The organism is Rathayibacter sp. VKM Ac-2929, from assembly GCF_022815495.1.
GTDB classification, from domain to species: domain Bacteria; phylum Actinomycetota; class Actinomycetes; order Actinomycetales; family Microbacteriaceae; genus Rathayibacter; species Rathayibacter festucae.
Genome location: NZ_JALGRV010000002.1, coordinates 927,398 through 948,912 on the forward strand (window position 1 = coordinate 927,398; position 21,515 = coordinate 948,912).

Here is a 21,515-nt window from a genome sequence, read left to right on the forward strand (position 1 = left end):
ATGGTGCGGCGGGTCACTGCTGGCCGGGCAGGCGCGGCACCGGGGCGGTGAACTGCGCGGCAGGGTCGAGCAGCCGGGACGGCCGGAAGGTGCGGAGGGCGTCCTGCTCCTCGCCGTCGATCTCCCGCGCCACCCAGTCTCCCAGCGCGAGCGAGAGCGTCACTCCGCTGTGGGTGGCGACGACGTAGAGCGGAGACTCGGGTGCGAGGCGGCCGACAGCGGGCCAGCCGTCCGCGGGCATCGCCCGCTGCCCGACCACGAAGGACTCGATCTCGGCGCCGCCGGCGTGCCGGAACAGCGCGCGGAAGCGGTCGCGGAGGGTGGTCGCGACCACGGAGTCGAGCCCGTAGGCGCGGGCGGAGTCGGCGTCGGCGTCCAGCACGGTCGACTGCAGCAGGAACCGGCCGCCGCCGGCCGGGCGGACGTTGAGCCCGGTGTGGCTGAGCAGCGGGGCGAAGTCGACGGGGACCGGGGTGGTGACGGCGAGATAGCCGACCCCCGCGCCGCCGACCTCGGCGGTCGAGACCATCGGCAGGGGAGTGCCGAGCATTCCGGTGAGCTGCTCGGTCCAGCGGCCGACGCAGCTGATCACGGTGTCCACCTCGAGGGACGCACCGTCCGCCGTCCGCACCGTCGCGCCGTCGCCGCGGGGCTCGAGAGCGGTGACCGCTGTGCGCTCGCGCACCTCCACTCCGGCCCGCTCGCAGCGGCGGAACAGCTCGACCAGCAGCAGGGCCGGATGCACGTACCCCTCGCTCGGGAAGAACGCGACGCGCTGGTCGTCAGGCATCCGCAGTCCGGGTGCCCGACGGCGGGCCTCGGCGGAGTCGAGCCACTCGACCGGGTAGCCGTAGCCCTCCAGCCGCGCCACACGTGTCTCGAGGTCGCGGGCGTGCGCGGCGTCGACAGGCCACTCCAGGTGCCCCGAGCCGACGAACCAGTCGGAGCCGTGGCCCTGCTCGTGCATCAGCGCGAGGCCGCGCAGGTTCAGGTCGTAGTACTCGCGCGGCGACTTGCCGTTCGAGTTGATCCAGGCGTAGGAGGTGCTCGACGTCCCCGAGCCGACGGTGCCGGCCTCGAGCACGACCACCTCGTGGCCGCGGCGGCCGAGCTCGGCGGCGACGGACAGGCCGACCACTCCGGCTCCGATGACGGCGATCCTGCTGCGGGTGCTGCTCATGCGCGTGCTCCTTCGTCGATCTCGTTCTCCTCCAGCAGGACGCCGCGCAGGAAGGCCCGGGTGCGGGCCTGCTTCGGCCGCACCAGGACCTGCTCCGGCGGGCCCTGCTCGACCACGACGCCGCCGTCCATGAAGACGACGTGGTCGGCGACCTCGCGGGCGAAGGCGATCTCGTGGGTGACCACGATCATCGTCATGCCGCTGTCGGCCAGGTCGCGCATCACCTCGAGCACCTCGCCGACCAGCTCGGGGTCGAGCGCGGAGGTCGGCTCGTCGAAGAGCATCACCTTCGGCTGCATGGCCAGCGCCCGGGCGATCGCCACCCGCTGCTTCTGGCCGCCGGAGAGCTGGTTCGGGTACGCCGTCGCCTTCTCGCGCAGGCCCACCCGCTCCAGCAGCGCGTGCGCCTCGGCTCGGGCCTGTGCGGGGGCGACGCGCTGGATGCCGACCCGCCCCTCCATGATGTTCTGCTCCACCGTCAGGTGCGGGAAGAGGTTGAAGCCCTGGAAGACCATGCCGATCTCCTGGCGCTGCCGAGTGACCAGGCGCTCCTTCATCTCGAAGAAGCGGCCGTCGCGCTCGGTGTAGCCGATCAGCTGGTCGTCGACGAAGACGCGACCGCTGTCGATCCGCTCGATGTGGTTGATGCAGCGCAGCAGCGTGGACTTGCCCGAACCCGACGGGCCGAGCAGGCAGGTGACCTTCTCGCGCTCCATCGTCAGGTCGATGCCCTTGAGCACCTCGAGCGAGCCGAACGACTTGTGCACGCCCTCGAGGCGCACCATCGGAAGCGACTGGGTGCTCACGGCTGTCCTCCTGTGATCGTGGGTCCTGCGACGGCGGGGGTGGAGGCTCCGGTGCTCCGTCGCTGCAGGCGCAGCGCGGTGCTCCAGAATCCGGTCCGGCCGGTGCCGGTGGGCCCGTGGCCCTGGCCGAAGTGGCGCTCGAGCACGTGCTGACCGGCGGTGAGCACCGTGGTGACGAGCAGGTACCAGATCGACGCCACGATCAGCAGCGGCACGGTGAGGTAGTTGACCGCGTAGATCAGCTGCGCGGAGTAGAGCAGTTCTGGGAAGGCGACGACGCTCACGATCGAGGTCGTCTTCAGCATGGAGATCACGTTGTTGCCCGTCGGCGGCAGGATCACCCGCATCGCCTGCGGCAGGATGATCCGGCGCAGGATCCTCGCGCGGCTCATGCCCATCGCCTGGCCGGCCTCGCGCTGACCCTGATCGATGGAGGCGAGTCCGCCCCGCACGATCTCGGCCATGTAGGCGCCCTCGTTCAGGCTGAGACCGAGCACGGCCGCGAGCCACGGCGTCATCAGCTCGCGCATCTCGGCCTCGACGAGCGGGCCGTCGGCGAAGGGCAGTCCGATCGAGACGGTCGGGTACAGCGCCGCGATGTAGCCCCAGAACAGCAGCTGCACGAAGAGCGGCGTGCCGCGGAAGAACCAGATGTAGAGCCAGGCGATCTTCGAGAAGACCGGGTTGGTCGACTCCCGCATGATCGCGACGAGCACACCCAGCGCGATGCCGACGATCATCGAGATCGCGGTGAGCTCGAGCGTGTGCCAGAGCCCGGTCAGGATGCGGGACGAGAAGAGGTACTGCCCGACGACGTCCCAGTGGTAGTTCTCGTTCGTGACGACCGTCGAGGCGAAGCCGGCCAGCAGCAGCAGGAGGATCCCCGCGACGATCCGCCGGCCCCAGTGGCGCACGGGCACCACGGTCATCGTCGGCGGTGCCGTCCGCTCCTCGGTGCGAGCGAGCACGTCGGTCATCAGCTGTTCGCCCCGTTGATGACGGACTCCTCGATGGCGATGTCCTCGAGGCCGTACTTCGCGATCAGCTCGTCGTAGGTGCCGTTCGCCATCAGCTCCGTCATCGCGGCGTGCACGGCCTCGGTGAAGGCGCCGTCCTTGGGCAGCGCGACGCCGCCGGGGTTCGGGTTCTTCGTCGCGGGGCCGGCGATCTCGAAGGCGTCGTTCGCCTGCTGCGCGAGCACGAGCGGCGGCACGTCGGCGAGGACGGCGTCGACCTGGCCGGCGGTGAGGGCGAGCAGGGCCTCCGGGGTGCCGGCGAAGACCGCCTCGGTCGGAGCCTCCTCGCCCTCCGCGGCGCAGGTCTCGGCCTGCGGCGGGAGCATCGTCGACTGCTGGAGGGAGCCGCGATTCACGGCGACGGTGGCGCCGCAGAGCGCGGTCGCGGTGAGGTCCATCGGGTTCCCCGCCTCCACGAGTGCGACCGTGCCGTTGTGGTAGTAGGTGACGAAGTCGACGACCTCCTCGCGCTCCTTGGTGTCGCCGATCGAGTTCATCGCCATGTCGTTCGTGCCGGACTGCAGCGAGGGGATGAGACCGTCGAAGGAGGTGATCGAGAACTCGACCTCGAGGCCCATCAGCGCCGCCATCTCGCGGGCGAGGTCGGCGTCGAGCCCGACGAGGGTCTCACCGTCCTCCTCGGAGATCGAGCCGAACGGGGGATACGCGCCGTCGAGGCCCATGCGGATGACGCCGGCCTCGGCGATGACGTCGGGGACCAGCGCCTGCACGGCAGGGTCCGCCTCCGAGGCGACGCCGGACGCGGAGTCGGCGGAGGACGTGTCGTCACCCGCGCTGCACGCCGTCAGCGTCAGCAGGAGGGCGGCCGTTCCAGCGGCGGCGGACAGGCGGAGCAGGGAGCGAGAGGACATGGTGACCTTCCAGGGCGCACGGGGGAGGAATTGGTGCTGCTGTTGAGAGTGCAGCAATTCTTACCCGCGACGTTGAAGGAATGCGCGCCGATCCCGGTCGAAAGAGCGGTCTTTTACACAGCAGTAACAAAAAGAGTCTCCACGAAACATAAAGACGCTTCTGCTGTCTCGGGCCCGGCGGTCTGCGGGAGGGTCGGGATCAGCGCAGGCGCGCGTAGCGCCGGCTCCGCGCCGACAGCACCGACGCTCCGAGCACCGCCGCGATCACCGAGCCGGCCAGCACGCCGACCTTCACGTGCTCGTCGGCCTCGCTCCCGACGCCGAAGGACAGCTCGCCGACGAGCAGCGAGACGGTGAAGCCGATGCCGGCGAGCATCGACATGCCGACCAGGTCCGGCCAGCGCAGCGCGGGGTCCAGGCGGAGGCCGGGCAGGCGGGTGATCAGGAAGGTGGTCGCGAGGATGCCGAGCGGCTTGCCGACCACCAGGCCGACGACGATGCCGAGGGCGATGCTGTCCTGGAACGACTCGACGAGGCCGGTGAGGCCGCCGATCGTCACTCCGGCCGAGAAGAAGGCGAAGACCGGGACGGCGACGCCGGCCGAGACGCCGCTCCAGCGGTCGGCGAAGTGAGCGGCGAGTCCGTCGTACTCGGGCTCGCCGTCGCTGCCGGTTCCGGTGCGGACCCGGGCGCGGGCGGTCGCGACGACCGGGACCGCGAAGCCGAGCAGCACGCCGGCGACGGTCGCGTGGATGCCGGAGGCGTGCACGAGCGCCCAGGTGGCGACGCCGAGCGGGATCAGGATCCACCAGGTGCGGACGCCGCGCTGGACGAGGACGGCGAAGATCCCGAGCGGGACGAGCGCGAGCAGCAGCGGCAGGAAGGCGATGGCCGAGGTGTAGAAGACGGCGATGATCGTGATGGCGAGCAGGTCGTCGACGACGGCGAGGGTGAGCAGGAAGGTGCGCAGGGCGACCGGGAGGCTCTTGCCGACGACCGCGATCACGGCGACCGCGAAGGCGATGTCGGTGGCGACCGGGATCGCCCAGCCCTGCAGGGCGTCGGGGCCGGCGGTCGCGTTGATCGCGACGTAGATCAGGGCGGGGACGGCGACACCGCCGAACGCCGCCGCGACCGGGAGGGCGGCGGTGCGCGGGTCGCGGAGCTTGCCGACGACGAACTCCTCCTTGAGCTCGAGGCCCACGACGAAGAAGAAGATCGCGAGCAGTCCGTCGGCCGCCCAGGCGCCGACGCTGAGGTTCAGGTGGAGCGCCTCGGGGCCGAACTCGAAGTCGCGGACGGTCTCGTAGAAGCCCGCCGCGGGCGAGTTGGCGAGGACCAGTGCGAGGACGGTCGCGCCGAGCAGCAGGGCGCCGCCGACGGCGTCGGAGCGCAGCGTCTGGCGCAGGCCCCGCCAGATCGCGTGCGGCGCCTGGTGGGTGGGCTCGGAGGCAGGAGTGTGGGGCACGGAGGGGCTTCCTTCGGGAGGTCGTCGGATCGCGTGGGAACGCGGCAGAGGGCCGCGTCCGCCGACCAGACTTCCCGGCACACCGCCGACCATCGTACCGGTGCGGTTCCTCCCTGCACTCGGACCCTCCCTACACTCGGACGATGCGACACGGCATCGTCATCCTCCCGCAGGAGCCCTGGTCCACCGCCCGCCGCAAGTGGCAGTCCGCGGAGGGGCTCGGCTTCGACCACGCCTGGACCTACGACCACCTCTCCTGGCGCTCGCTCGCCGACCAGGTCTGGCACGCGACGATTCCGACGTTGACGGCCGCCGCTATCGTCACCGAGACGCTGCGGCTGGGCACCTTCGTCGCCTCGCCGAACTTCCGCCACCCGGTGCCGTTCGCGAAGGAGATCGCGACGGTCGACGAGATCTCGGGCGGCCGCTTCGTCCTCGGGGTCGGCTCGGGCGGGACGGGCTTCGACGCGACGGTGCTGGGGCAGGAGCTGCACTCGCCGCGGGAGCGGCACGAGCGCTACGTCGAGTTCGTCGCGGCGCTCGACGTGCTGCTCCGGCACGAGGCTCCGGGCTCGGGCGGCATCGATCTCGACGGCGCGTGGTTCACCGCGCGCGGCGCCCGGATGGTGGGGGAGCCGGCGCAGTCGCCGCGCGTGCCGTTCGTGCTCGCGGCGAACGGGCCGAAGGGCCTCGCGCTCGTGGCCGAGCGGGCGCAGGGCTGGGTGACGACGGGTCCGGAGGGCCGCAGCACCGACGAGTGGTGGGCGGCGGTCGCCGAGCTCTCGCAGCGCCTCGACGACGCGCTCGAGGCCGCCGGGCGCGATCCGCGCTCGATCGAGCGGCACCTCTCGCTCGACTCCGGGCCGGACTACTCCCTCGAGAGCGTCGACCGCTACGCCGACTCGTCGGGCCGCGCCGAGGCGCTGGGCTTCACCGACGTGATCGCGCACTGGCCGCGCGCCGACGGGCTGTACGCCGGCGACGAGGACGTGCTCTACGAGGTCGCGGCGCGGTTCTGAGGCGCGGGCGGGCGTCGCAGTCCACGGGCCGCGAGCGCGACGCAGGCGAGGATCGCGAGCGCGGTCGCCGCGAGCAGCAGCGGCATCGGCAGGGCGACGGCCAGCGCCGCGAGGATCGCCGGCACGAGGAAGCCGGCGTAGGTGACGGAGTAGTAGACGGCGGTGACACTCGCCAGGTCGCGCGTCTCGACGAGGGCCTGCGAGGCGGTCAGTCCGGAGACCATCGCGAGGCCGTAGCCGCAGCCGAAGACCGGTGCGGCGACGAGGACCGGCCAGAGCTGCTGGCCGACGGCGGCGGGGATCAGCAGCAGAGCGCCGAGGGCGGTGAGCGCACCGCCGACGAGGGCTCCGCGGCCGCGCAGCAGCGCGAGAAGCGGGCCGGAGAAGAGCTGGGTGACCCAGCCGCAGCCGAGGGTGATCACGGTGACGAGGGTCGCGAAGCCGACGGTGAGACCCGGCAGCCGATCGGCGACCAGGCTCGGTCCGACCGCGAAGGACAGGGCGGGTGCCGCGAAGACCCAGGGGGCGAGCGGCAGGACGACGGTGGCGAAGCGGGCGCGGGCGGGTCGCGGAATGCTGAGCTCGCCGGTCAGGCGTCCGGCGGAGGGGTCGTAGGCCCGGGTCTCCGGTGCGCGGAGGAGCACGAGGACGGCCGCGACGCAGGCGGCGGACTGGACGATGTAGGGGAGCACGGTCGGCCAGGGGCCGAACTGCGCGAGCGCGCCGCCGACTCCCGCGCCGCCGCCGAAGCCGATGGTGAGCATCGCGGAGGCGCGGCGGGCACCGGCCGAGGACGCTCCGGTCGCGATCGAGAGCTCCTTGATCCAGGCCGTGCCGACGACCATCCCCGCCGCGACGCTCAGCCCGCTGATGAAGCGGCCGACGCCGAGCCCGAGCACCGAGGCGGGGGAGCAGGCGAGCACGACGCTGCCGAGGATCCCCAGCACGAGGCCCGCGAGCAGCACCGGCCGCCGGCCGAAGCGGTCGGACCAGCCGCCCGCGAGCGCGAAGCCGGGCACGATGCCGAGGACGTAGGCGGCGAGCAGGATCGTGACCTGCGTCTGCGTGTAGCCCTCGAGCTGGCGGTAGAGCTGCATCAGCGGCAGGAACTGGTTGCCGCCCCAGCCGAGGACGACGAGCGACGGCGCGACGAGGAGCCAGGAGCGCGCGGAGGGAGCGGACGGTCCGGCGGGGGAGGGGAGCGGCACGGTCCATAGTGGCGCACCCGAGCGGCTCGCGGTCAGAGCCGCACGACGAGCTTCCGCGCGGACACGCCCCCGTGCAGCCGGTCGAGCGCGCCCTGCACGGCGCCGAGACCGGTGCCGACGACGTCGGGCTCGGGCGCGCAGCGGTGGCGGCCGTCGGCGAGCGCGCTCGGCAGGTGGTCGCGCCAGAGCATCGGCCCGACCTCGTTGCTCATCAGCGTCGCGCCCCAGACGTAGCGGGCGCGGATGCCGCGACGGCGGGCGGCGAGCTGGAGGCGGAGGTTCGCGCCGACCAGCCGCGACATCGTCCGCACGAACGGGAGCGAGAGCCCCGCCCTGCGCGGCAGGGAGCCGAAGGAGACCGAGGGGCTGGCGAGGGCGACCCGGCGGGCTCCGGTGGCGGCCGCGACGGCGACGCAGGGCTCGGCGGAGCCGGTGCCGACCGCGAGGATGCCGGCCACCTCCGCGCCGCCGATCGCGGCGACGACATCGGCGACCGCGCTCGGGCCGCGGTAGTCGACGACCACGTCGGCGCCGAGCTCGCGCAGGCGGGCGTGGTTGCCGGGCGAGGCGGTGGCGACGACGCGGTGGCCGGAGGCGACGGCGAGCTGGATCGCATTGCTGCCGACGCTGGTGGCGCCGCCCCAGACCACGACCGTCCGGCCGGTGGGGACCGGCTCGGTCGAGGGGTGGGGCAGCGCCAGGTGGTCCTTCTGGAAGAGCGCGGTCGCGGCGGTGGAGACCGCGAGCGGCAGCACCACGGCCTGCTCGTGCGCCAGCTGCGGTGGGATCGGCGCGGCGAGGTCCGCGCGGACGACGGTGTACTCCTGGAAGCCGCCCTCGGCGTCGTGCCGGCGGCCGCGCTCCATGCCGACCGCGTAGGCGACGACGCGGTCGCCGACGGCGAAGCGGTCGACGCCGGGCCCGACGGCCGCGACCTCGCCGGCGACGTCCTCGCCGAGGATCGAGGGGTAGGGGAGCCAGCGGTACATCAGGTCGCCGGTCCACTGCTTCAGCTCGTCGAGCGGGTTCACGGCGACGGCGCGGTTGCGCACCAGCAGCTCGCCGGGCCCGGGCTCGTGCAGCGCGGCGGGACCGACGACCAGGTCGGCGCGGGGCGAGGGGAGTCGCGCGGCGGTGTTCGTGAGTGCGGCGGTGTTCGAGGGCAAGGGTTCTCCAGTGCTCGACGGCATGACGTGTCATCACTGTAGCCCTGATGGCACGACGTGTCATCGGCTAGCCTGGCTGCATGTCACGCTGGGCCCCCGACGCCGCACTGCGCCTCGAGCGCGCCGCGATGGAGCTGTTCACCGAGCACGGCTACTCCGCGACGACGGTGCCGTCGATCGCCGAGCGGGCCGGGCTCACGACCCGCACCTTCTTCCGGCACTTCGCCGACAAGCGCGACGTGCTGTTCCTCCGCGAGCGGGAGTTCCCGGAGGTGGTGGCCCGGCTTCTCGCCGGGGCACCCGCGGGCCTGGATCCGCTCGGGCTGCTGATGCACGGGCTCGAGACGGTCGCGGCGGGGGACCTCGAGGGCTGGCGCGGCGAGATCGCGGCACGGCGGGCGGTCGTGCTGTCCGAGCCGGCGCTGCGCGAGCGCGAGCTGCTGAAGTCGGCGGTGCTCACCGACGCGATGCGCGACGCGCTGGTCGAGCGGAGTGTCCCGGCGGAGGACGCGGCGCTCGCGGCCCGTACGGCGGCCGTGCTCTTCGACGCGTCGCTGGAGCAGTGGCTCGGGGAGCGAGACAGCACGCTGGTCGTGGTGCTCCACGAGCAGTGCCTGCGGCTCCGGAGACTGGTGAGCGCGGCGGAGCAGGCGGGCTCGCCCGAGTAGGCGAGCCCGCGCGCGCCCTACGCCTTCGAGGTGGCCGTCGCGTTGCCGACGACGCCCTGCGGGTTCGAGGTGGTGTCGGTCAGCACGAAGCGGATCTCCTGCGGGAAGGCGGTCGGCTTGACCCGCACCCAGGTCGTCTCCGCCGCGCGGGTCAGGGTCCAGGAGTAGGTGTAGAGGCCGTCGGTCAGGACGCCCTGCACGCCCGGGGCGAGGCTGGTGGTGTCGTAGGTGATCGTCGATACCGGCTTCGCGGAGCTGATGACGTACGTCCAACCGGTCTTGTACGAGGCGTAGTCGCCGTCGTCGGGGACGGCGGTGAAGTCGGTGCGCGCGTAGCCGGTGTTGTTGGTCGCCTTGAGGCTCGGGTCGCCGACCGACTGGCGCGTCGCCGAGAAGGTCGGGTTCGGGTAGGTGTCCGGCTGGCCGGGGACGACCTCCACGGTGGAGGCGCTCGCGAGCGGCGCCGCGGCGGCGACGGCGATCACGGGCAGCGACCAGGCCGCGGCGACGGCGACGGAGCGGCGAGAGGGGGAGAGCGGGGAGATCGGGGAGGAGGTGGGCACGGGGTCCTTTCGGGGCCGGGAGGGGGGAGTTCCGTCCAGAAAGTAGCGACAGCCGCCCCGTCCTTCCGCGCCAGCGCCCGCCCGGCCACGGCCCCTCTCAGGGGGAGGAGGCACGCCGTTCCTGGGCTCGGGCTGACACGACCACGTAGAACCACCTAGTCCGGAAGAGGTCCTCGTTAGCCTGGTCCGCATGGCCAGAACCGTCTCCACCACCACCGCCGTCGACCGCGACGGCATGCTCGACTTCGTGCGACCGCGGCACCGGATGCTCGTCGCCACCACCCGCGCGGACGGCCGGCCGCAGATGTCGCCGGTGTCCGGCGGCGTCGACGCCGAGGGCCGCCTGGTGATCTCGACCTACCCCGGCCGGGCGAAGACGCGCAACGCCGAGCGCCGTTCCGCGGCCTCGGTCCTCGTGCTGTCCGACGACTGGAACGACGCGTGGATCCAAGTCGACGGCGACGCCGAGGTGCTGCACATGCCCGAGGCGGAGGACGCGCTCGTCGACTACTACCGCAGCATCTCGGGGGAGCACCCGGACTGGGACGAGTACCGCGCGGCGATGCGGCTGCAGGACAAGTCGCTGCTGCGCATCACGCCGACGCGCTGGAGCCCGATCGCGACCGGCGGCTTCCCGGCCGACGTCGCGGCGCGGCTCGACGCCCCGCGCCCCGACGTCCTGAACCCCGACGACCGGGCGTGATCCGCCCCCGCCTCACCCGGGCCGGCCGGGCCTGGCGCGACGCGGTGGCCGGCCCGCGGCTGCTGCTCGCGCTGAAGACCGCGGTGGCGGTGGGCATCGCCTGGGCCGTCGCGCCGCACGTGCCCGGAGTCGCCGAGCAGTACCCGTACTACGCGCCGCTCGGCGCGCTGGTCAGCATGTACCCGACGCTGATGGGCTCGGCGAAGACCGGGCTGCAGACGCTCCTCGGGCTCGCGGCCGGCATCGGGCTGGCGGTGCTGGTCGTGGTGACGGTCGGCCCGACCTGGTGGACGATCCCGTTGATCGTGGGCATCGGCGTGGTGCTCTCGGGCACCGGCTGGTTCGGCGCGGGCCGCGAGTACGTGCCGATGGCGGCGCTCTTCGTCCTGATCATCGGCGGCGCGAAGGCGGAGGACTACTCGCTCGGCTACCTCGTGCAGATGGCGGTCGGCGTGGTCGTCGGGCTGCTGGTCAACCTCCTCGTCGCTCCGGGGCTGACCTCCGAGGCGGCGACCGCCCGGGTCGACGAGTTCGAGCGCCAGCTCGGGCGCCACCTGCACGACATGGCGACGGCCCTCGAGGAGACCTGGCCGCCCGAGCACGAGGCCTGGTCGACCAACGGCGAGCAGCTCGCGGCGACCGCGACCGAGGTGCGGCGGGCGCTGGTCGACGGCGACGAGAGCCGCAAGGGCAATCCGCGCGCGCTGCTGCACCGGCACAGCTCGCAGACCGACCACCTCCGGCTGGCGACCCTGGACGGGACGCTCTTCCACGTCCGCGACATGACGGCCGCGCTGGCGGACACGATCTGGAACCGCCCGGGCGCGCTGCCCTTCGACGCCGAGCTCGCGGCGCCGCTGAGCGCGGCCTGCCACGCGGTCGGCGACGCGGTGGTGACGGGCGGCTCGCCCGAGGACCGCTCCCTGGAGCCGGCGGAGAGGGCGGTCGACGACCTCGCGCGCGCCGTCGACGCCCGCGCTGCGGCGACCGGAACGAGCATGGGCCCGGGTGTGCTGGTCGCGATCCATCTGCGCCGCATCCTCGTGGAGCTGCACCGGGACGACCCGCTGCGTACTCCAGCGGCGAGTGCGGAGGGATCGCGTGCGGAAGGATGAGCGGATGACTCCGGAGCTCCTCGACCGATTCGCGCACTGGTTCGACGAGGGGGCGCCGGTCGCGCCGACGCTGAGCTGGGCGCTGTTCGACCGCGACGGGCTGATCGCCCGGCACGGTCGCGGGGAGCACCGGCTCGACGGCGCCGCGCCGGACGCCGGCACCGTGCACCGCATCGCCTCGATGTCGAAGAGCTTCGAGGCGGCGGCGGTGCTGATCCTCCGCGACCGCGGGCTGCTCGACCTCGACGACCGGGTGAGCGCGCACGTGCCCGAGTTCGCGGATCCGGTCGACGCCGCTGGCCGGGAGCTGCCGGTGACGCTCCGGATGCTGCTCAGCAACTGCTCGGGGCTGCCCGAGGACAACGGCTGGGCCGACCACGTGATGGCGATGCCGCAAGCCGAGTTCCTCGCGCTGATCGCGCGCGGGCTGACCTTCACCGAGCGGCCGGGCGAGGTCTACCAGTACTCGAACATCGGCTTCTGGCTGCTCGGGGTGATCGTCGAGAACGTCTCCGGCGAGGACTTCGTCGCCTTCGCGAGCCGGACGATCCTGGAGCCGCTCGGCCTCGCGAGCACGCGCTACGACGTGGGCGCCTACCCCGAGGGCACCGACCTCGCGCAGGGCTTCAGCAGCTTCGACGAGGGCGCCACTTGGACCGCCCGCCCGTACACCGGCACCGGCGTGGGCGCCTGCGCTGCGAGCATGTACAGCACCGTCGGCGACATCGCGCGCTGGAGCGGCTGGCTGTCATCGGCGTTCGAGGGCGCCGACGGCGGCATCGAGGACGGGGACGCCGACGAGGCCGTGCTCAGCCGCGCCTCCCGCCGCGAGATGCAGCGCGGCTGGACCCCGGTCCCTGCGCTCAGCCCCCGCGCTGGCGAGAGCACCCTCGACGGCTCCGCCTACGGGCTCGGCCTCGTGATCGAGCAGGACGTCCGCTTCGGCGCGATCGCGCACCACTCCGGCGGGCTGCCCGGCTGGTCCTCGAACATGCGCTGGCACCTCGAGTCGGGCCTGGGCGTCGTGGTCTTCGCGACCACGAACGGCGCCAAGCTCGCCGCGGCGGCCACGGGCCTGCTGCGCGCGGCGCTCGAGGACGCGGAGCCGCCGGCCCGCACCATCGCGGTGCACCCGTCGACGCTGGCGGCCGCCGTGGCCGTCGAGGCGGCGATCGTCGGCTCCGGCGATCCCGCGCGGGCCGAGGAGCTCTCGGGCGGCGTGCTGTTCAGCCCGAACCTCCTGAGCGACGTGCCCGCCGAGGTGCGCGCCCGCCGCCTCGCCGCGGTGCTGGCGGAGGTCGGCGGGCTCGCGGAGGAGCCGACCGCCCGGCCCCTGCGCGAGCGGCTGCTCTGGAGCGCCTCCGCGGCGCAGGTCGCCTTCACGCTGCCCGGCCGGGACGGCGAACTCGAGGTCCGGCTGGAGATGACGCCGACCCTCCCCGCGCTGCTGCAGCGCTTGGATGTCGTGAAGCGGGAGGCGCTCGAGTCGCCGCCGGTGGTCCGCTCCTACCGCCCCACCCTGGACTAGGCGCACATCGGGACAGCGCACATCGGAACAGGGCAGGCTGGTCGGATGACTGCGCGCACTCCCGACGACCACCGCCTCGACCGGGTCCGCGTCCGCGGCGCCCGCGAGAACAATCTGCGCGACGTGGACGTGGACATCCCGCGCGACGCGCTGGTCGCCTTCACCGGCGTCTCCGGCTCCGGCAAGAGCTCGCTCGCGTTCGGCACGCTCTACGCGGAGGCGCAGCGCCGCTACTTCGAGTCGGTCGCGCCGTACGCGCGGCGGCTGATCGATCAGGTCGGGGTGCCGGACGTCGACGCGATCGACGGACTCCCGCCCGCCGTCGCGCTGCCGCAGCGCCGGTCCGGTGGCTCGGCGCGCTCGACCCTGGGCAGCGCGACCACGCTCTCGTCCGTGGTGCGGATGGTCTTCTCCCGGGTCGGCACCTACCCCGAGGGCGCGCCGATGCTCCTCGCGGAGGACTTCTCCGCGAACACCGTCCAGGGCGCCTGCCCCGCCTGCCACGGGATCGGCCGCGTCTACGACGTGCCCGAGGAGCTGATGGTGCCGGACGACTCGCTCTCGATCCGCGACGGCGCGCTCGCGGCCTGGCCGACCGCCTGGCACGGCAAGCAGCTGCGCGACAGCCTGATCTCGCTCGGCTACGACATCGACGTGCCCTGGCGGACCCTTCCGGCGGAGGAGCGCGAGTGGATCCTTCACACCCAGGAGTCGCCGCAGGTGCCGGTCTGGACGGATCGCGGACCGGCGGAGGTGCGGGCGGCCGTGGCGGCGGGGGCCGAGCCGCGGTACATGAGCACGTTCCTCGGGGTGAAGCGCTACGTGATGGACACCTTCGCGGGGTCCAAGAGCGCCCGGATGCGCGAGCGCGCGGCCACGTTCCTGGTCAGCGTCGCCTGCCCGGACTGCCACGGCAAGCGGGTGAAGCCCGAGGCGCTGGCGGTGAGCTTCGAGGGGTTCGACATCACGGAGCTCTCGGCGCTGCCGCTCGAGGAGCTCGCGGCGCTGCTGGCCCGCGTGCTCGAGCGGGACTGGGTGCCGGTGGGCGGTGGCCCGCTCGCCCCGGAGATCCGGCTCGCCGCCCAGCGCCTCGTCTCGGATCTGCTCGGCCGGATGGCGCCGATCGTCGACCTCGGCCTGGGCTACCTGTCGCTGGACCGCTCGACGCCGACGCTGTCCTCGGGCGAGCTGCAGCGGATGCGCCTCGCGACCCAGGTGCTCTCGCGGCTGTTCGGCGTGGTCTTCGTGCTCGACGAGCCGTCGACGGGGCTGCACCCGGCCGACACGGAGGCGCTGCTCGGCATCCTGCGCTCGCTGAAGGACAGCGGCAACACGGTCTTCTTCGTCGAGCACTCGCTCGACGTGATCCGCGAGGCCGACTGGATCGTCGACATCGGCCCGGCGGCCGGCTCGGGCGGCGGCACCGTCGTCTACTCGGGCGAGCTCGACGGGCTGCGCGAGGTGGACCACTCGATCACCCGGCGCTACCTCTTCCCCGAGACCGCGGAGCCGACGCCGCCGCTGCCCGCCCGGCGGACGCCCGACGCGCAGGTCCGGCTGGTCGACGTGGCGCGCAACAACCTCCGCGGGCTCGACGTGTCGTTCCCGCTCGGCGCGCTGACCGCGGTGACGGGGGTGTCCGGGTCGGGGAAGTCCACGCTGGTCAATCGGGCACTGCCCGATCTGCTGCGCGCGAGTCTGCAGGCGGATCTGGCGGGGGAGAGCCCGGAGCCGGACGAGTCCTCCTCCGACGACCCGCTGCTCGACGCGGACACCGCCGTCACCACCGGCAGCGCGACCGGTCCGGCGGAGCGGCTGCGCCGGGTCGTGCAGGTCGGCCAGACGCCGATCGGGCGCACCTCCCGCTCCAACGTCGCGACCTACACCGGGCTCTTCGACCGCGTCCGCGCGCTGTTCGCGGCGACTCCGGAGGCGAAGCGGCGCCGCTACGGGGCCGGCCGCTTCTCCTTCAACATGCCCAGCGGCCGCTGCCCGGTCTGCAAGGGCGAGGGGACCATGGAGGTCGAGCTGCTCTTCCTGCCGACGGTGCAGGCGCCGTGCACGGAGTGCGGCGGGACGCGCTACAACGCCGAGACGCTCGAGGTGACCTGGGGCGGGCGCTCGATCGCCGAGGTGCTCGCGCTGAGCGTGACCGAGGCCCGCGAGGTCTTCGCCGAGGAGACGGAGATCGGCCGGCACCTCGACGCGCTGCTCGACGTGGGCCTCGGCTACGTCGCGCTCGGGCAGCCCGCGCCGGAGCTGTCCGGCGGCGAGGCGCAGCGGGTGAAGCTCGCGTCGGAGCTGCGGCGGGCGCAGCGCGGCGACACGCTCTACCTGCTCGACGAGCCGACGTCGGGACTGCACCCGGCCGACGCGGACCGGCTGCTCGGCCACCTGCAGCACCTCGTCGACGCGGGCAACACGGTGATCGTCGTCGAGCACGACATGCGGATCGTCGCCGACGCGGACTGGGTGATCGACCTCGGGCCCGGCGCCGGAGACGCCGGCGGCGCGATCGTCGCGACCGGCACGCCGGAGCAGGTCGCGCGGGCGGAGGGCAGCCGGACGGCGCCGTACCTGCTGGCCGCGCTGGAGCGGCGCTCGTAGGGCATCGGCGTCGCGCGGAGGGGGAGTGCCCGGCGGGTGGCCGAGGGGCTAGCGTGTGCCGCATGCCCGCCTCCTCCCGCCGTGTCGTCCCGGCGCTCCTCGCCTCCGCCCTCGTCGCAGGGGCTCTCGCCCTCCCGGCGCCCGCCCTCGCCGACACCGCTGTGAAAGCGGGGACGAGCGGAGGCACCAGCTCCGGCGACCCGTACTTCCCCGGCCTCGGCAGCTCGGGCTTCGACGCGCTCAGCTACAGCCTGTTCCTCACCTACGACCCGGCGCCGCGGGCGCTCACCGGCCGGGCCGTCGTGACTCTCGCGCCGACGCAGGAGCTGAGCTCGTTCTCCTTCGACCTGCGCGGACTGACGGTCTCGAAGGTGTCGGTGAACACCCGGGGCGCCGCCTTCACGCAGGTCGGCGACGAGCTGACGATCACGCCATCCCGCTCGCTGAAGAAGGGCGCGCCGACCCTGGTCGACATCCGCTACGCCGGCACGACCGGCAACCCGGTCGACGGCACCGGCGCCCCGTACGGCTGGTGGTCGACCGACGACGGCGCGCTGGTCGCGAGCGAGCCCGACGGCGCCTCGACCTGGTACCCGGTGAACGACTCGCCGGCCGACAAGGCCCGCTACTCCTTCACCCTCACGGTCCCGGAGGGGCGCACCGCCGTCGCCAACGGGGTGCCGGTGGGCTCGCCGGTCACCCGCAACGGCTGGACCACGTCGAGCTGGGTCGAGACCAGTCCGATGGCGAGCTACCTCGCGATGGTGAACATCGGCGATTACGACCTCGTCCGCTCCCGGGCGGGCGGCGTCGTCAGCATCGACGCGGTCGATCGCGACATCTCCGGCGAGGCGCGGGCGAGCACCGAGGCCGCCCTCGCGCGCCAGGGCGAGATCATCGACTACTTCACGGGCGTCTTCGGCGCCTACCCGTTCCGCTCGGGCGGGGCCGTCGTCGACGACGAGGAGATCGGCTACGCGCTCGAGACGCAGGGACGCTCGTTCTACTCGGGCAGCGCCGACACCTCGACCGTCGCGCACGAGATCTCGCACCAGTGGTTCGGCGACAGCGTCACCCCGCGGCTCTGGTCGGACATCTGGCTGAACGAGGGCTTCGCCACCTACGCCGAGTGGCTGTGGGCGGAGCACGACGGCGGCCCGACCGTCGAGGAGTCGGCCGCGGAGGTCGCGTCGATCCCCGCCGACGACCCGTTCTGGGCGACGAAGGTCGCGGATCCCGGCGCGCTCGGCCTCTTCGACAGCCCGATCTATGCACGCGGCGGACTCACCCTGGTCGAGCTGCGCTCCACCATCGGCGACGAGGCCTTTGGCACGCTGCTGCAGCGCTGGGCCGCCGAGAACCGCTACGGCACCGTCACGACGGCCGACCTCCAGGACCTCGCCGAGTCGGTCTCCGGCCAGGACCTGACCGCCTTCTTCGACACCTGGCTCCGGACCCCGTCGAAGCCCGCGGGCCTGTAGGCGTCTGCTGGTCGAGCAGGGCGGCGCACGTCTCAAGACCCACCCATCGGGTGACGGTGGATCTCGATACGCCCTCTGCGAGGGCTACTCGATCGGCATGAATCGGTACCGGCGTGCTGGGCAGGCGTGACGGACCCATGTTGGTCGAGTAGCGCGCAGTGCGTATCGAGACCCACCCGCGGGGTGACGGTGGATCTACTTGGAAAGGGATGGTGACCTTTCACGCGGTTCTGGGGGTGAGGGTGATGTCGTAGCCGAGGGTCGCGAGGGTTCGGAGGGCGTTGTCTCGGGTGCGTTCAGGGTGGCGGGGGCGGTAGTAGTCGGATCCGAGTTCGTCGTAGGGAACGCCGTTGCGGAGCATGTTCCAGATGATGGTGAGGAGTGTGTGTTCGATGGCGACCACGGCTTTGAGTCCGCCGGTTCGGTAGCTCACTCGCCGGTATTTCGCGTAGAGGCGTCCGTTCTTGGAGCGGATGATGGTGAAGACGACGATTCCGAGAGCGGCTTTGAGGTAGGCGTCGCCGGGATTGATGTGCGCTGATTTGGTGCGGCCTGCTGATTGATGGAGACCTGGTGCGACTCCTGCCCAGGAGGCGAGGTGTCCTGCGGTGGGGAAGACGCTCATATCCGCGCCGATCTCGGCGATGATCGTGTCTGCTGCGTTTTCTTTGATGCCCGGGATCGTCATCAGGAGTTCCCGGGTTCCTCGAAAGGGTTCGATCACCTTCTCGATTTGATCGGTGATCGCTGCGATATCTTCGGTGATCGCGTCGATGCGGCGCAGGTGTAATCGCACCATGAAAGCGTGATGATCCCGGAATCTGCCTCGCAGGGATTCGATCAACGCCGGCGTCTTCTTCGCTAAGGAAGCGTGCGCGAGCGCGGCCAAGGCTTCCGGGTCGCGTTCCCCGGCGACCAGGGCGTCGAGGATCCGCCGGCCTGTTTGGCTGCCCAGCGTGGAGAGGACGGAGCTGATCTTGATGCCGGAGTCCTCGAGGTTCTTCTCCAGTCGAGCCCACTCGCGGTGCTGCTCCTGCCCGAGGTGGCGGCGGGTGCGGGTCAGATCACAGAGCTCCCGGATCCGTTCCGGGGGCACGAACGAGCTGCGAAGCATGTTGTGAGCGGCGAGTTCCGCGAGCCATTGCGCATCCAGGACATCCGTTTTCCGGCCCGGCATGTTCTTCACCTGCCGGGCGTTCACGAGTTCCACGTTCAATGTCTCCGCGAGCGTGAAGAAGAACGGCTTCCAGTAATCACCCGTCGCTTCCATCACGACGACCTCGACCTCGGCCGCTTCCAAGTCCTGCCGCAGTCGCTCTATCTCGGAGACCGTGGACCCATACGTCGTCACCGTCTTCGTGAACTGATTCCGCCGCCCTGCCGGGAGCCGCAGACAGACCTTCGCATCTCTCTTAGAGATATCCAAGCCCGCGGCACGTTCGTAAACGACATCCATGACACCCTCCGATCGACTTCATCGGCGCCGGCCGGCATCGACGAGCGTCGCGGGGAGAGCAGGGATCAGAGTGATGAATCTACTTGTCGGGCTCCACCGGCACGAGAACCGGATAGGCACCAATCCGCGGTTCCCGCGGACGCCCTCCAGGCCACGCTCGATAACAAGCTCGAAGCATCAAGATACATCGGCCTCGACCGCAACCCCTCCATCGTCCAACCACAACGAGCCAGCCACAAGATCCTTTCCCCGCCCTGCGCTGGCGCCGAAGGCGCCCCCTCCGCTCGATACTCCCTCTCCGAGGGCTACTCGGTCAGCATGGATCGGCATCGGCGTGCTGAGCAGGCGTGAGCGGGCCGGCGGACCATGAAGCGGCGCATGGGCGAGCGCGAGCGCGCTCATTTCATGCTGGTCGAGTAGCGCGCAGCGCGTATCGAGACCCACCCGTCGGGTGAGGGTGGATCTCGATACGCCCTCTCGGAGGGCTACTCGATCAGCATGAGGCGGCGCGTATCGAGACCGGCGTTCGTCAGAACGGTGGTGGTGCGTCGTCGAAGCGGGGGCCCGGTGGGGCGCCGGCGAGGGCGGGTGGGCGGATCGTGATGCGGCGGCCGGTGGGGGTGGTCCAGACGATGCTGCCGTCCTTGCGGGGGACGTAGGTCCAGCGGTCGCCGTGGCGGATGTGGTGGTGGGACGTGCAGAGGGAGACGAGGTTCTCCAGCGATGTCTCTCCGCCGTTCCTCCATTCGAGGGTGTGGTCGGCCTCCGCCCGGGACGCGGTGCGGGTGCAGCCGGGGAAGCGGCAGGTCTGGTCGCGCAGCTGGAGGTGCAGGCGCATCTGCGGGGGCGGGACTCGGTAGGTGCGGCCGACGGACCTCACGGCGCGGGTGTCCGGATCGGTGAGCACGCGGGTGAACGACGCGCCGGTGGCGACCAGTTCGCGGGCGAGGTCGGCGGGGATGAGGCCGTAGCCGTCGAGGTCCGCAGGCGCGTCGTCGAGACCGACGGCCGTCGACGCGGCGAGCGTGAGCCGCACCTCGGCATGGATGCCGGGCACGTACGACGAAGGCATCTGAGGGCCGTTGCCTGCGGGGGTGGTGCCGGCGATGTCGCCGTCGCGCAGCAGATCTGTCAGCACGTCGGCCTTCAGCTGCGCCAGCGTGCGCTCATCGCCCCCCTCGCGGAGGGACCGGGCGATGCGGTCGACGCGCTCGGCGATGCCCATCGCGTCCGGCGCGGGCAGCAGTGCACACAGTGTCGCCATGCCGTCGACCTCCGGCGAGACCCAGACGGCGCGGTCCTGCCGGGCGCGGACGTGCCGCTGGGCGAGCGGTTCCTCGTGCAGCTCGTCGCGGAGCCGGGCGACGATTCTTCTCAGCTGCGTCGGGGTCACCTCCGGTGCGACCTCGGCGGCGCGCTCGTCGAAGCGGGCGCGGGAGGCGGCGGGCAGGGTGGCGGCGGTCGCGCAGACGATCTCGCTCGAGTCCCACAGCAGCCGGCCCTCGGCCAGCAGGGCGCGGATGCAGGGGAGGTCCTCGACGAGCAGCCGGGCGTGCTCGAGGACCGTCTCCGTGGCCCGCTCGGACAGGCGCAGCTTGACCGCGAACTCGGCCCGGATGGACCGCTCGACAAGGGAGTGCGCCTCGCTGCGGGAGAGTGACTTGCCGCGGGCGAACGCGTCGGGGACGGTGACGGCCGCGCGGTAGGCGAGGTGCAGGGTCTGCGCGCGGGAGAGGAGAAGCTGTGCGGAGGTGCGTCCGATCTCCGCGGCGATGTCGGTCAGCGCGTCGACGGCGGCGAGCGCGCTCGGCTGTCCTGCCGCTCCGGGGTCGCTGTGCTCATCCATACGCGTATTGAACCAGGGACCACCGACACCCGAGCGGTCGCCGGGTGGAACCCTCGGACAACTCCGCAAGATCGGGTCTGTGGAGGAGCGATTCGTCCGCGTCAACCGCCGCACCGGCGGCCCGCCCGCGCAGGGTGACGATCGGCGCCACCTCCGTCCAGCCGAGGCTCGAGTAGAGCGCGCGCCCGCCGACGCTCGCCATCAGGAGTCCCGTGGTCGCGCCGTTCTCCGCCGCCCAGGCGCTGAGGCCGGTCATCACCAGGCCGCCGAGGCCGCGGCGGCGGAACCGCGGAGTCGTCTCGATCCGGTCGAAGACGACGTCGCCGCCGCCGCTCAGCGCCGCCTGACCGCGGGCCGCGACCTCGCCCTCCGCCTCGATGCGGGCGTGCGCGACGCGACCACTCGTCTCGATCCGCACCTGCGGCGGCCTCGCGGCCCTCCGGAGCCGGGTGGTCATCATCCGCTCGTCGCTGGTCACGGGGTCGAGGCCGGCCACCGCGTCGCGCTCGCGCTCGTCGAGGTCCCCGACGATCGTCAGCCAGACGTCGGGCGCGGTGACGGCGGCGGTGAGTCGGCGCAGCTCGGGCAGCGAAGGCTCCGCGATCACGTACTCCCGGGAGCGGGTCTCCGCCGCGACCTCGACGAGCCGGCCGTCCCCGTCGCGCCGCACGAGCATCCCGCGCGACGCGCACCACCCCGCCACCCAGCGGTCCACCAGCTCTCGCGACACGACCATGACGGCACCGTACCCGGACACCCGAGCCGGTCCGATCAGGGCACGAGGTGCTGGGTGATCGATCCGCGGAGCGACCA

At 72.3% G+C, this 21,515-nt stretch carries 18 protein-coding genes; 7 read left to right on the forward strand and 11 right to left on the reverse strand.

Annotated features, from left to right (window positions below; genetic code table 11):
- Positions 1-13 precede the first annotated feature (13 nt).
- The 5 genes from MT355_RS08865 to nhaA form a co-directional block, all read right to left on the reverse strand.
- Entirely contained in the window at positions 14-1,180 is a 1,167-nt protein-coding gene (locus tag MT355_RS08865) for an FAD-binding oxidoreductase (RefSeq protein ID WP_243599219.1), read from the reverse strand.
- On the reverse strand, positions 1,177-1,965 hold the full coding sequence (locus MT355_RS08870) for an amino acid ABC transporter ATP-binding protein (RefSeq protein WP_243599301.1): 789 nt from the start codon (positions 1,963-1,965) through the stop codon (positions 1,177-1,179). The genes MT355_RS08865 and MT355_RS08870 overlap by 4 nt, the downstream gene beginning before the upstream one ends.
- A gap of 17 nt (positions 1,966-1,982) precedes the next feature.
- Positions 1,983-2,963, reverse strand: a complete 981-nt coding sequence (locus tag MT355_RS08875; protein ID WP_243599220.1) for an amino acid ABC transporter permease — start codon at positions 2,961-2,963, stop codon at positions 1,983-1,985.
- Complete coding sequence (locus tag MT355_RS08880; RefSeq protein WP_243599221.1) at positions 2,963-3,874, reverse strand: ABC transporter substrate-binding protein; 912 nt, start codon at positions 3,872-3,874, stop codon at positions 2,963-2,965. The genes MT355_RS08875 and MT355_RS08880 overlap by 1 nt, the downstream gene beginning before the upstream one ends.
- 199 nt (positions 3,875-4,073) lie before the next feature.
- Entirely contained in the window at positions 4,074-5,342 is a 1,269-nt protein-coding gene (gene nhaA / locus MT355_RS08885) for a Na+/H+ antiporter NhaA (protein ID WP_374204649.1), read from the reverse strand.
- Positions 5,343-5,485: 143 nt separating this feature from the next.
- Between nhaA and MT355_RS08890 the strand changes: the two genes are divergently transcribed.
- Positions 5,486-6,361, forward strand: coding sequence for an LLM class flavin-dependent oxidoreductase (locus MT355_RS08890; RefSeq protein ID WP_243599222.1), 876 nt, complete (start codon positions 5,486-5,488; stop codon positions 6,359-6,361).
- Here the strand turns inward: MT355_RS08890 and MT355_RS08895 are convergent.
- Together MT355_RS08895 and MT355_RS08900 are read right to left on the reverse strand one after the other, a co-directional pair.
- On the reverse strand, positions 6,337-7,569 hold the full coding sequence (locus tag MT355_RS08895) for an MFS transporter (RefSeq protein ID WP_243599223.1): 1,233 nt from the start codon (positions 7,567-7,569) through the stop codon (positions 6,337-6,339). The genes MT355_RS08890 and MT355_RS08895 overlap by 25 nt on opposite strands.
- A 32-nt stretch (positions 7,570-7,601) precedes the next feature.
- A complete protein-coding gene (locus MT355_RS08900) occupies positions 7,602-8,735 on the reverse strand; it encodes a zinc-binding alcohol dehydrogenase family protein (RefSeq protein WP_243599224.1) in 1,134 nt (377 codons plus the stop codon).
- Positions 8,736-8,815: 80 nt separating this feature from the next.
- On the opposite strand from MT355_RS08900, the gene MT355_RS08905 reads away from it, so the two are divergent.
- Positions 8,816-9,403, forward strand: coding sequence for a TetR/AcrR family transcriptional regulator (locus MT355_RS08905; RefSeq protein WP_243599225.1), 588 nt, complete (start codon positions 8,816-8,818; stop codon positions 9,401-9,403).
- Between the two features lie 17 nt (positions 9,404-9,420).
- Here MT355_RS08905 and MT355_RS08910 read toward each other — a convergent pair whose 3' ends face one another.
- Entirely contained in the window at positions 9,421-9,966 is a 546-nt protein-coding gene (locus MT355_RS08910) for a hypothetical protein (RefSeq protein WP_243599226.1), read from the reverse strand.
- A gap of 190 nt (positions 9,967-10,156) precedes the next feature.
- Here MT355_RS08910 and MT355_RS08915 point away from each other — a divergent pair, with 190 nt between their 5' ends.
- The 5 genes from MT355_RS08915 (at position 10,157) to MT355_RS08935 (ending at position 17,400) form a co-directional block, all read left to right on the forward strand.
- Positions 10,157-10,669: a PPOX class F420-dependent oxidoreductase gene (locus MT355_RS08915; protein WP_243599227.1), complete on the forward strand. Its 513-nt coding sequence runs from the start codon at positions 10,157-10,159 to the stop codon at positions 10,667-10,669.
- Positions 10,666-11,784, forward strand: a complete 1,119-nt coding sequence (locus MT355_RS08920) for an aromatic acid exporter family protein (RefSeq protein ID WP_243599228.1) — start codon at positions 10,666-10,668, stop codon at positions 11,782-11,784. The genes MT355_RS08915 and MT355_RS08920 overlap by 4 nt, the downstream gene beginning before the upstream one ends.
- A 4-nt stretch (positions 11,785-11,788) precedes the next feature.
- Positions 11,789-13,312, forward strand: a complete 1,524-nt coding sequence (locus MT355_RS08925; protein WP_243599229.1) for a serine hydrolase — start codon at positions 11,789-11,791, stop codon at positions 13,310-13,312.
- A gap of 45 nt (positions 13,313-13,357) precedes the next feature.
- Positions 13,358-15,919 (forward strand): excinuclease ABC subunit UvrA, encoded by a 2,562-nt coding sequence (locus MT355_RS08930; RefSeq protein ID WP_243599230.1) that lies wholly within the window; start codon positions 13,358-13,360, stop codon positions 15,917-15,919.
- A gap of 62 nt (positions 15,920-15,981) precedes the next feature.
- The gene (locus tag MT355_RS08935) at positions 15,982-17,400 is read left to right on the forward strand and encodes a M1 family metallopeptidase (protein WP_243599231.1); all 1,419 of its coding nucleotides are present in this window, start codon (positions 15,982-15,984) and stop codon (positions 17,398-17,400) included.
- A gap of 220 nt (positions 17,401-17,620) precedes the next feature.
- On the opposite strand, the gene MT355_RS08940 is transcribed toward MT355_RS08935, so the two are convergent.
- The 3 genes from MT355_RS08940 to MT355_RS08950 all read right to left on the reverse strand — a co-directional run bounded on the left by MT355_RS08940 (position 17,621) and on the right by MT355_RS08950 (position 21,438).
- A complete protein-coding gene (locus tag MT355_RS08940) occupies positions 17,621-18,856 on the reverse strand; it encodes an IS110 family transposase (protein ID WP_243599232.1) in 1,236 nt (411 codons plus the stop codon).
- A gap of 529 nt (positions 18,857-19,385) precedes the next feature.
- Positions 19,386-20,702: an HNH endonuclease signature motif containing protein gene (locus tag MT355_RS08945; RefSeq protein ID WP_243599233.1), complete on the reverse strand. Its 1,317-nt coding sequence runs from the start codon at positions 20,700-20,702 to the stop codon at positions 19,386-19,388.
- Positions 20,695-21,438, reverse strand: coding sequence for a GNAT family N-acetyltransferase (locus tag MT355_RS08950; RefSeq protein ID WP_243599234.1), 744 nt, complete (start codon positions 21,436-21,438; stop codon positions 20,695-20,697). Before MT355_RS08950 ends, MT355_RS08945 begins: the two co-directional genes overlap by 8 nt.
- Between the last annotated feature and the right edge of the window lie 77 nt (positions 21,439-21,515).

Bases quoted from the DNA above. Each gene is read 5' to 3' on its own strand.
- MT355_RS08865 (WP_243599219.1), bottom strand. From the start codon at position 1,180: ATGAGCAGCACCCGCAGCAGGATCGCCGTCATCGGAGCCGGAGTGGTC.
- MT355_RS08870 (WP_243599301.1), bottom strand. From the start codon at position 1,965: ATGGTGCGCCTCGAGGGCGTGCACAAGTCGTTCGGCTCGCTCGAGGTG.
- MT355_RS08875 (WP_243599220.1), bottom strand. From the start codon at position 2,963: ATGACCGACGTGCTCGCTCGCACCGAGGAGCGGACGGCACCGCCGACG.
- MT355_RS08880 (WP_243599221.1), bottom strand. From the start codon at position 3,874: ATGTCCTCTCGCTCCCTGCTCCGCCTGTCCGCCGCCGCTGGAACGGCC.
- MT355_RS08890 (WP_243599222.1), top strand. From the start codon at position 5,486: ATGCGACACGGCATCGTCATCCTCCCGCAGGAGCCCTGGTCCACCGCC.
- MT355_RS08905 (WP_243599225.1), top strand. From the start codon at position 8,816: ATGTCACGCTGGGCCCCCGACGCCGCACTGCGCCTCGAGCGCGCCGCG.
- MT355_RS08915 (WP_243599227.1), top strand. From the start codon at position 10,157: ATGGCCAGAACCGTCTCCACCACCACCGCCGTCGACCGCGACGGCATG.
- MT355_RS08925 (WP_243599229.1), top strand. From the start codon at position 11,789: ATGACTCCGGAGCTCCTCGACCGATTCGCGCACTGGTTCGACGAGGGG.
- MT355_RS08930 (WP_243599230.1), top strand. From the start codon at position 13,358: ATGACTGCGCGCACTCCCGACGACCACCGCCTCGACCGGGTCCGCGTC.
- MT355_RS08935 (WP_243599231.1), top strand. From the start codon at position 15,982: ATGCCCGCCTCCTCCCGCCGTGTCGTCCCGGCGCTCCTCGCCTCCGCC.
- MT355_RS08940 (WP_243599232.1), bottom strand. From the start codon at position 18,856: ATGGATGTCGTTTACGAACGTGCCGCGGGCTTGGATATCTCTAAGAGA.
- MT355_RS08945 (WP_243599233.1), bottom strand. From the start codon at position 20,702: ATGGATGAGCACAGCGACCCCGGAGCGGCAGGACAGCCGAGCGCGCTC.
- MT355_RS08950 (WP_243599234.1), bottom strand. From the start codon at position 21,438: ATGGTCGTGTCGCGAGAGCTGGTGGACCGCTGGGTGGCGGGGTGGTGC.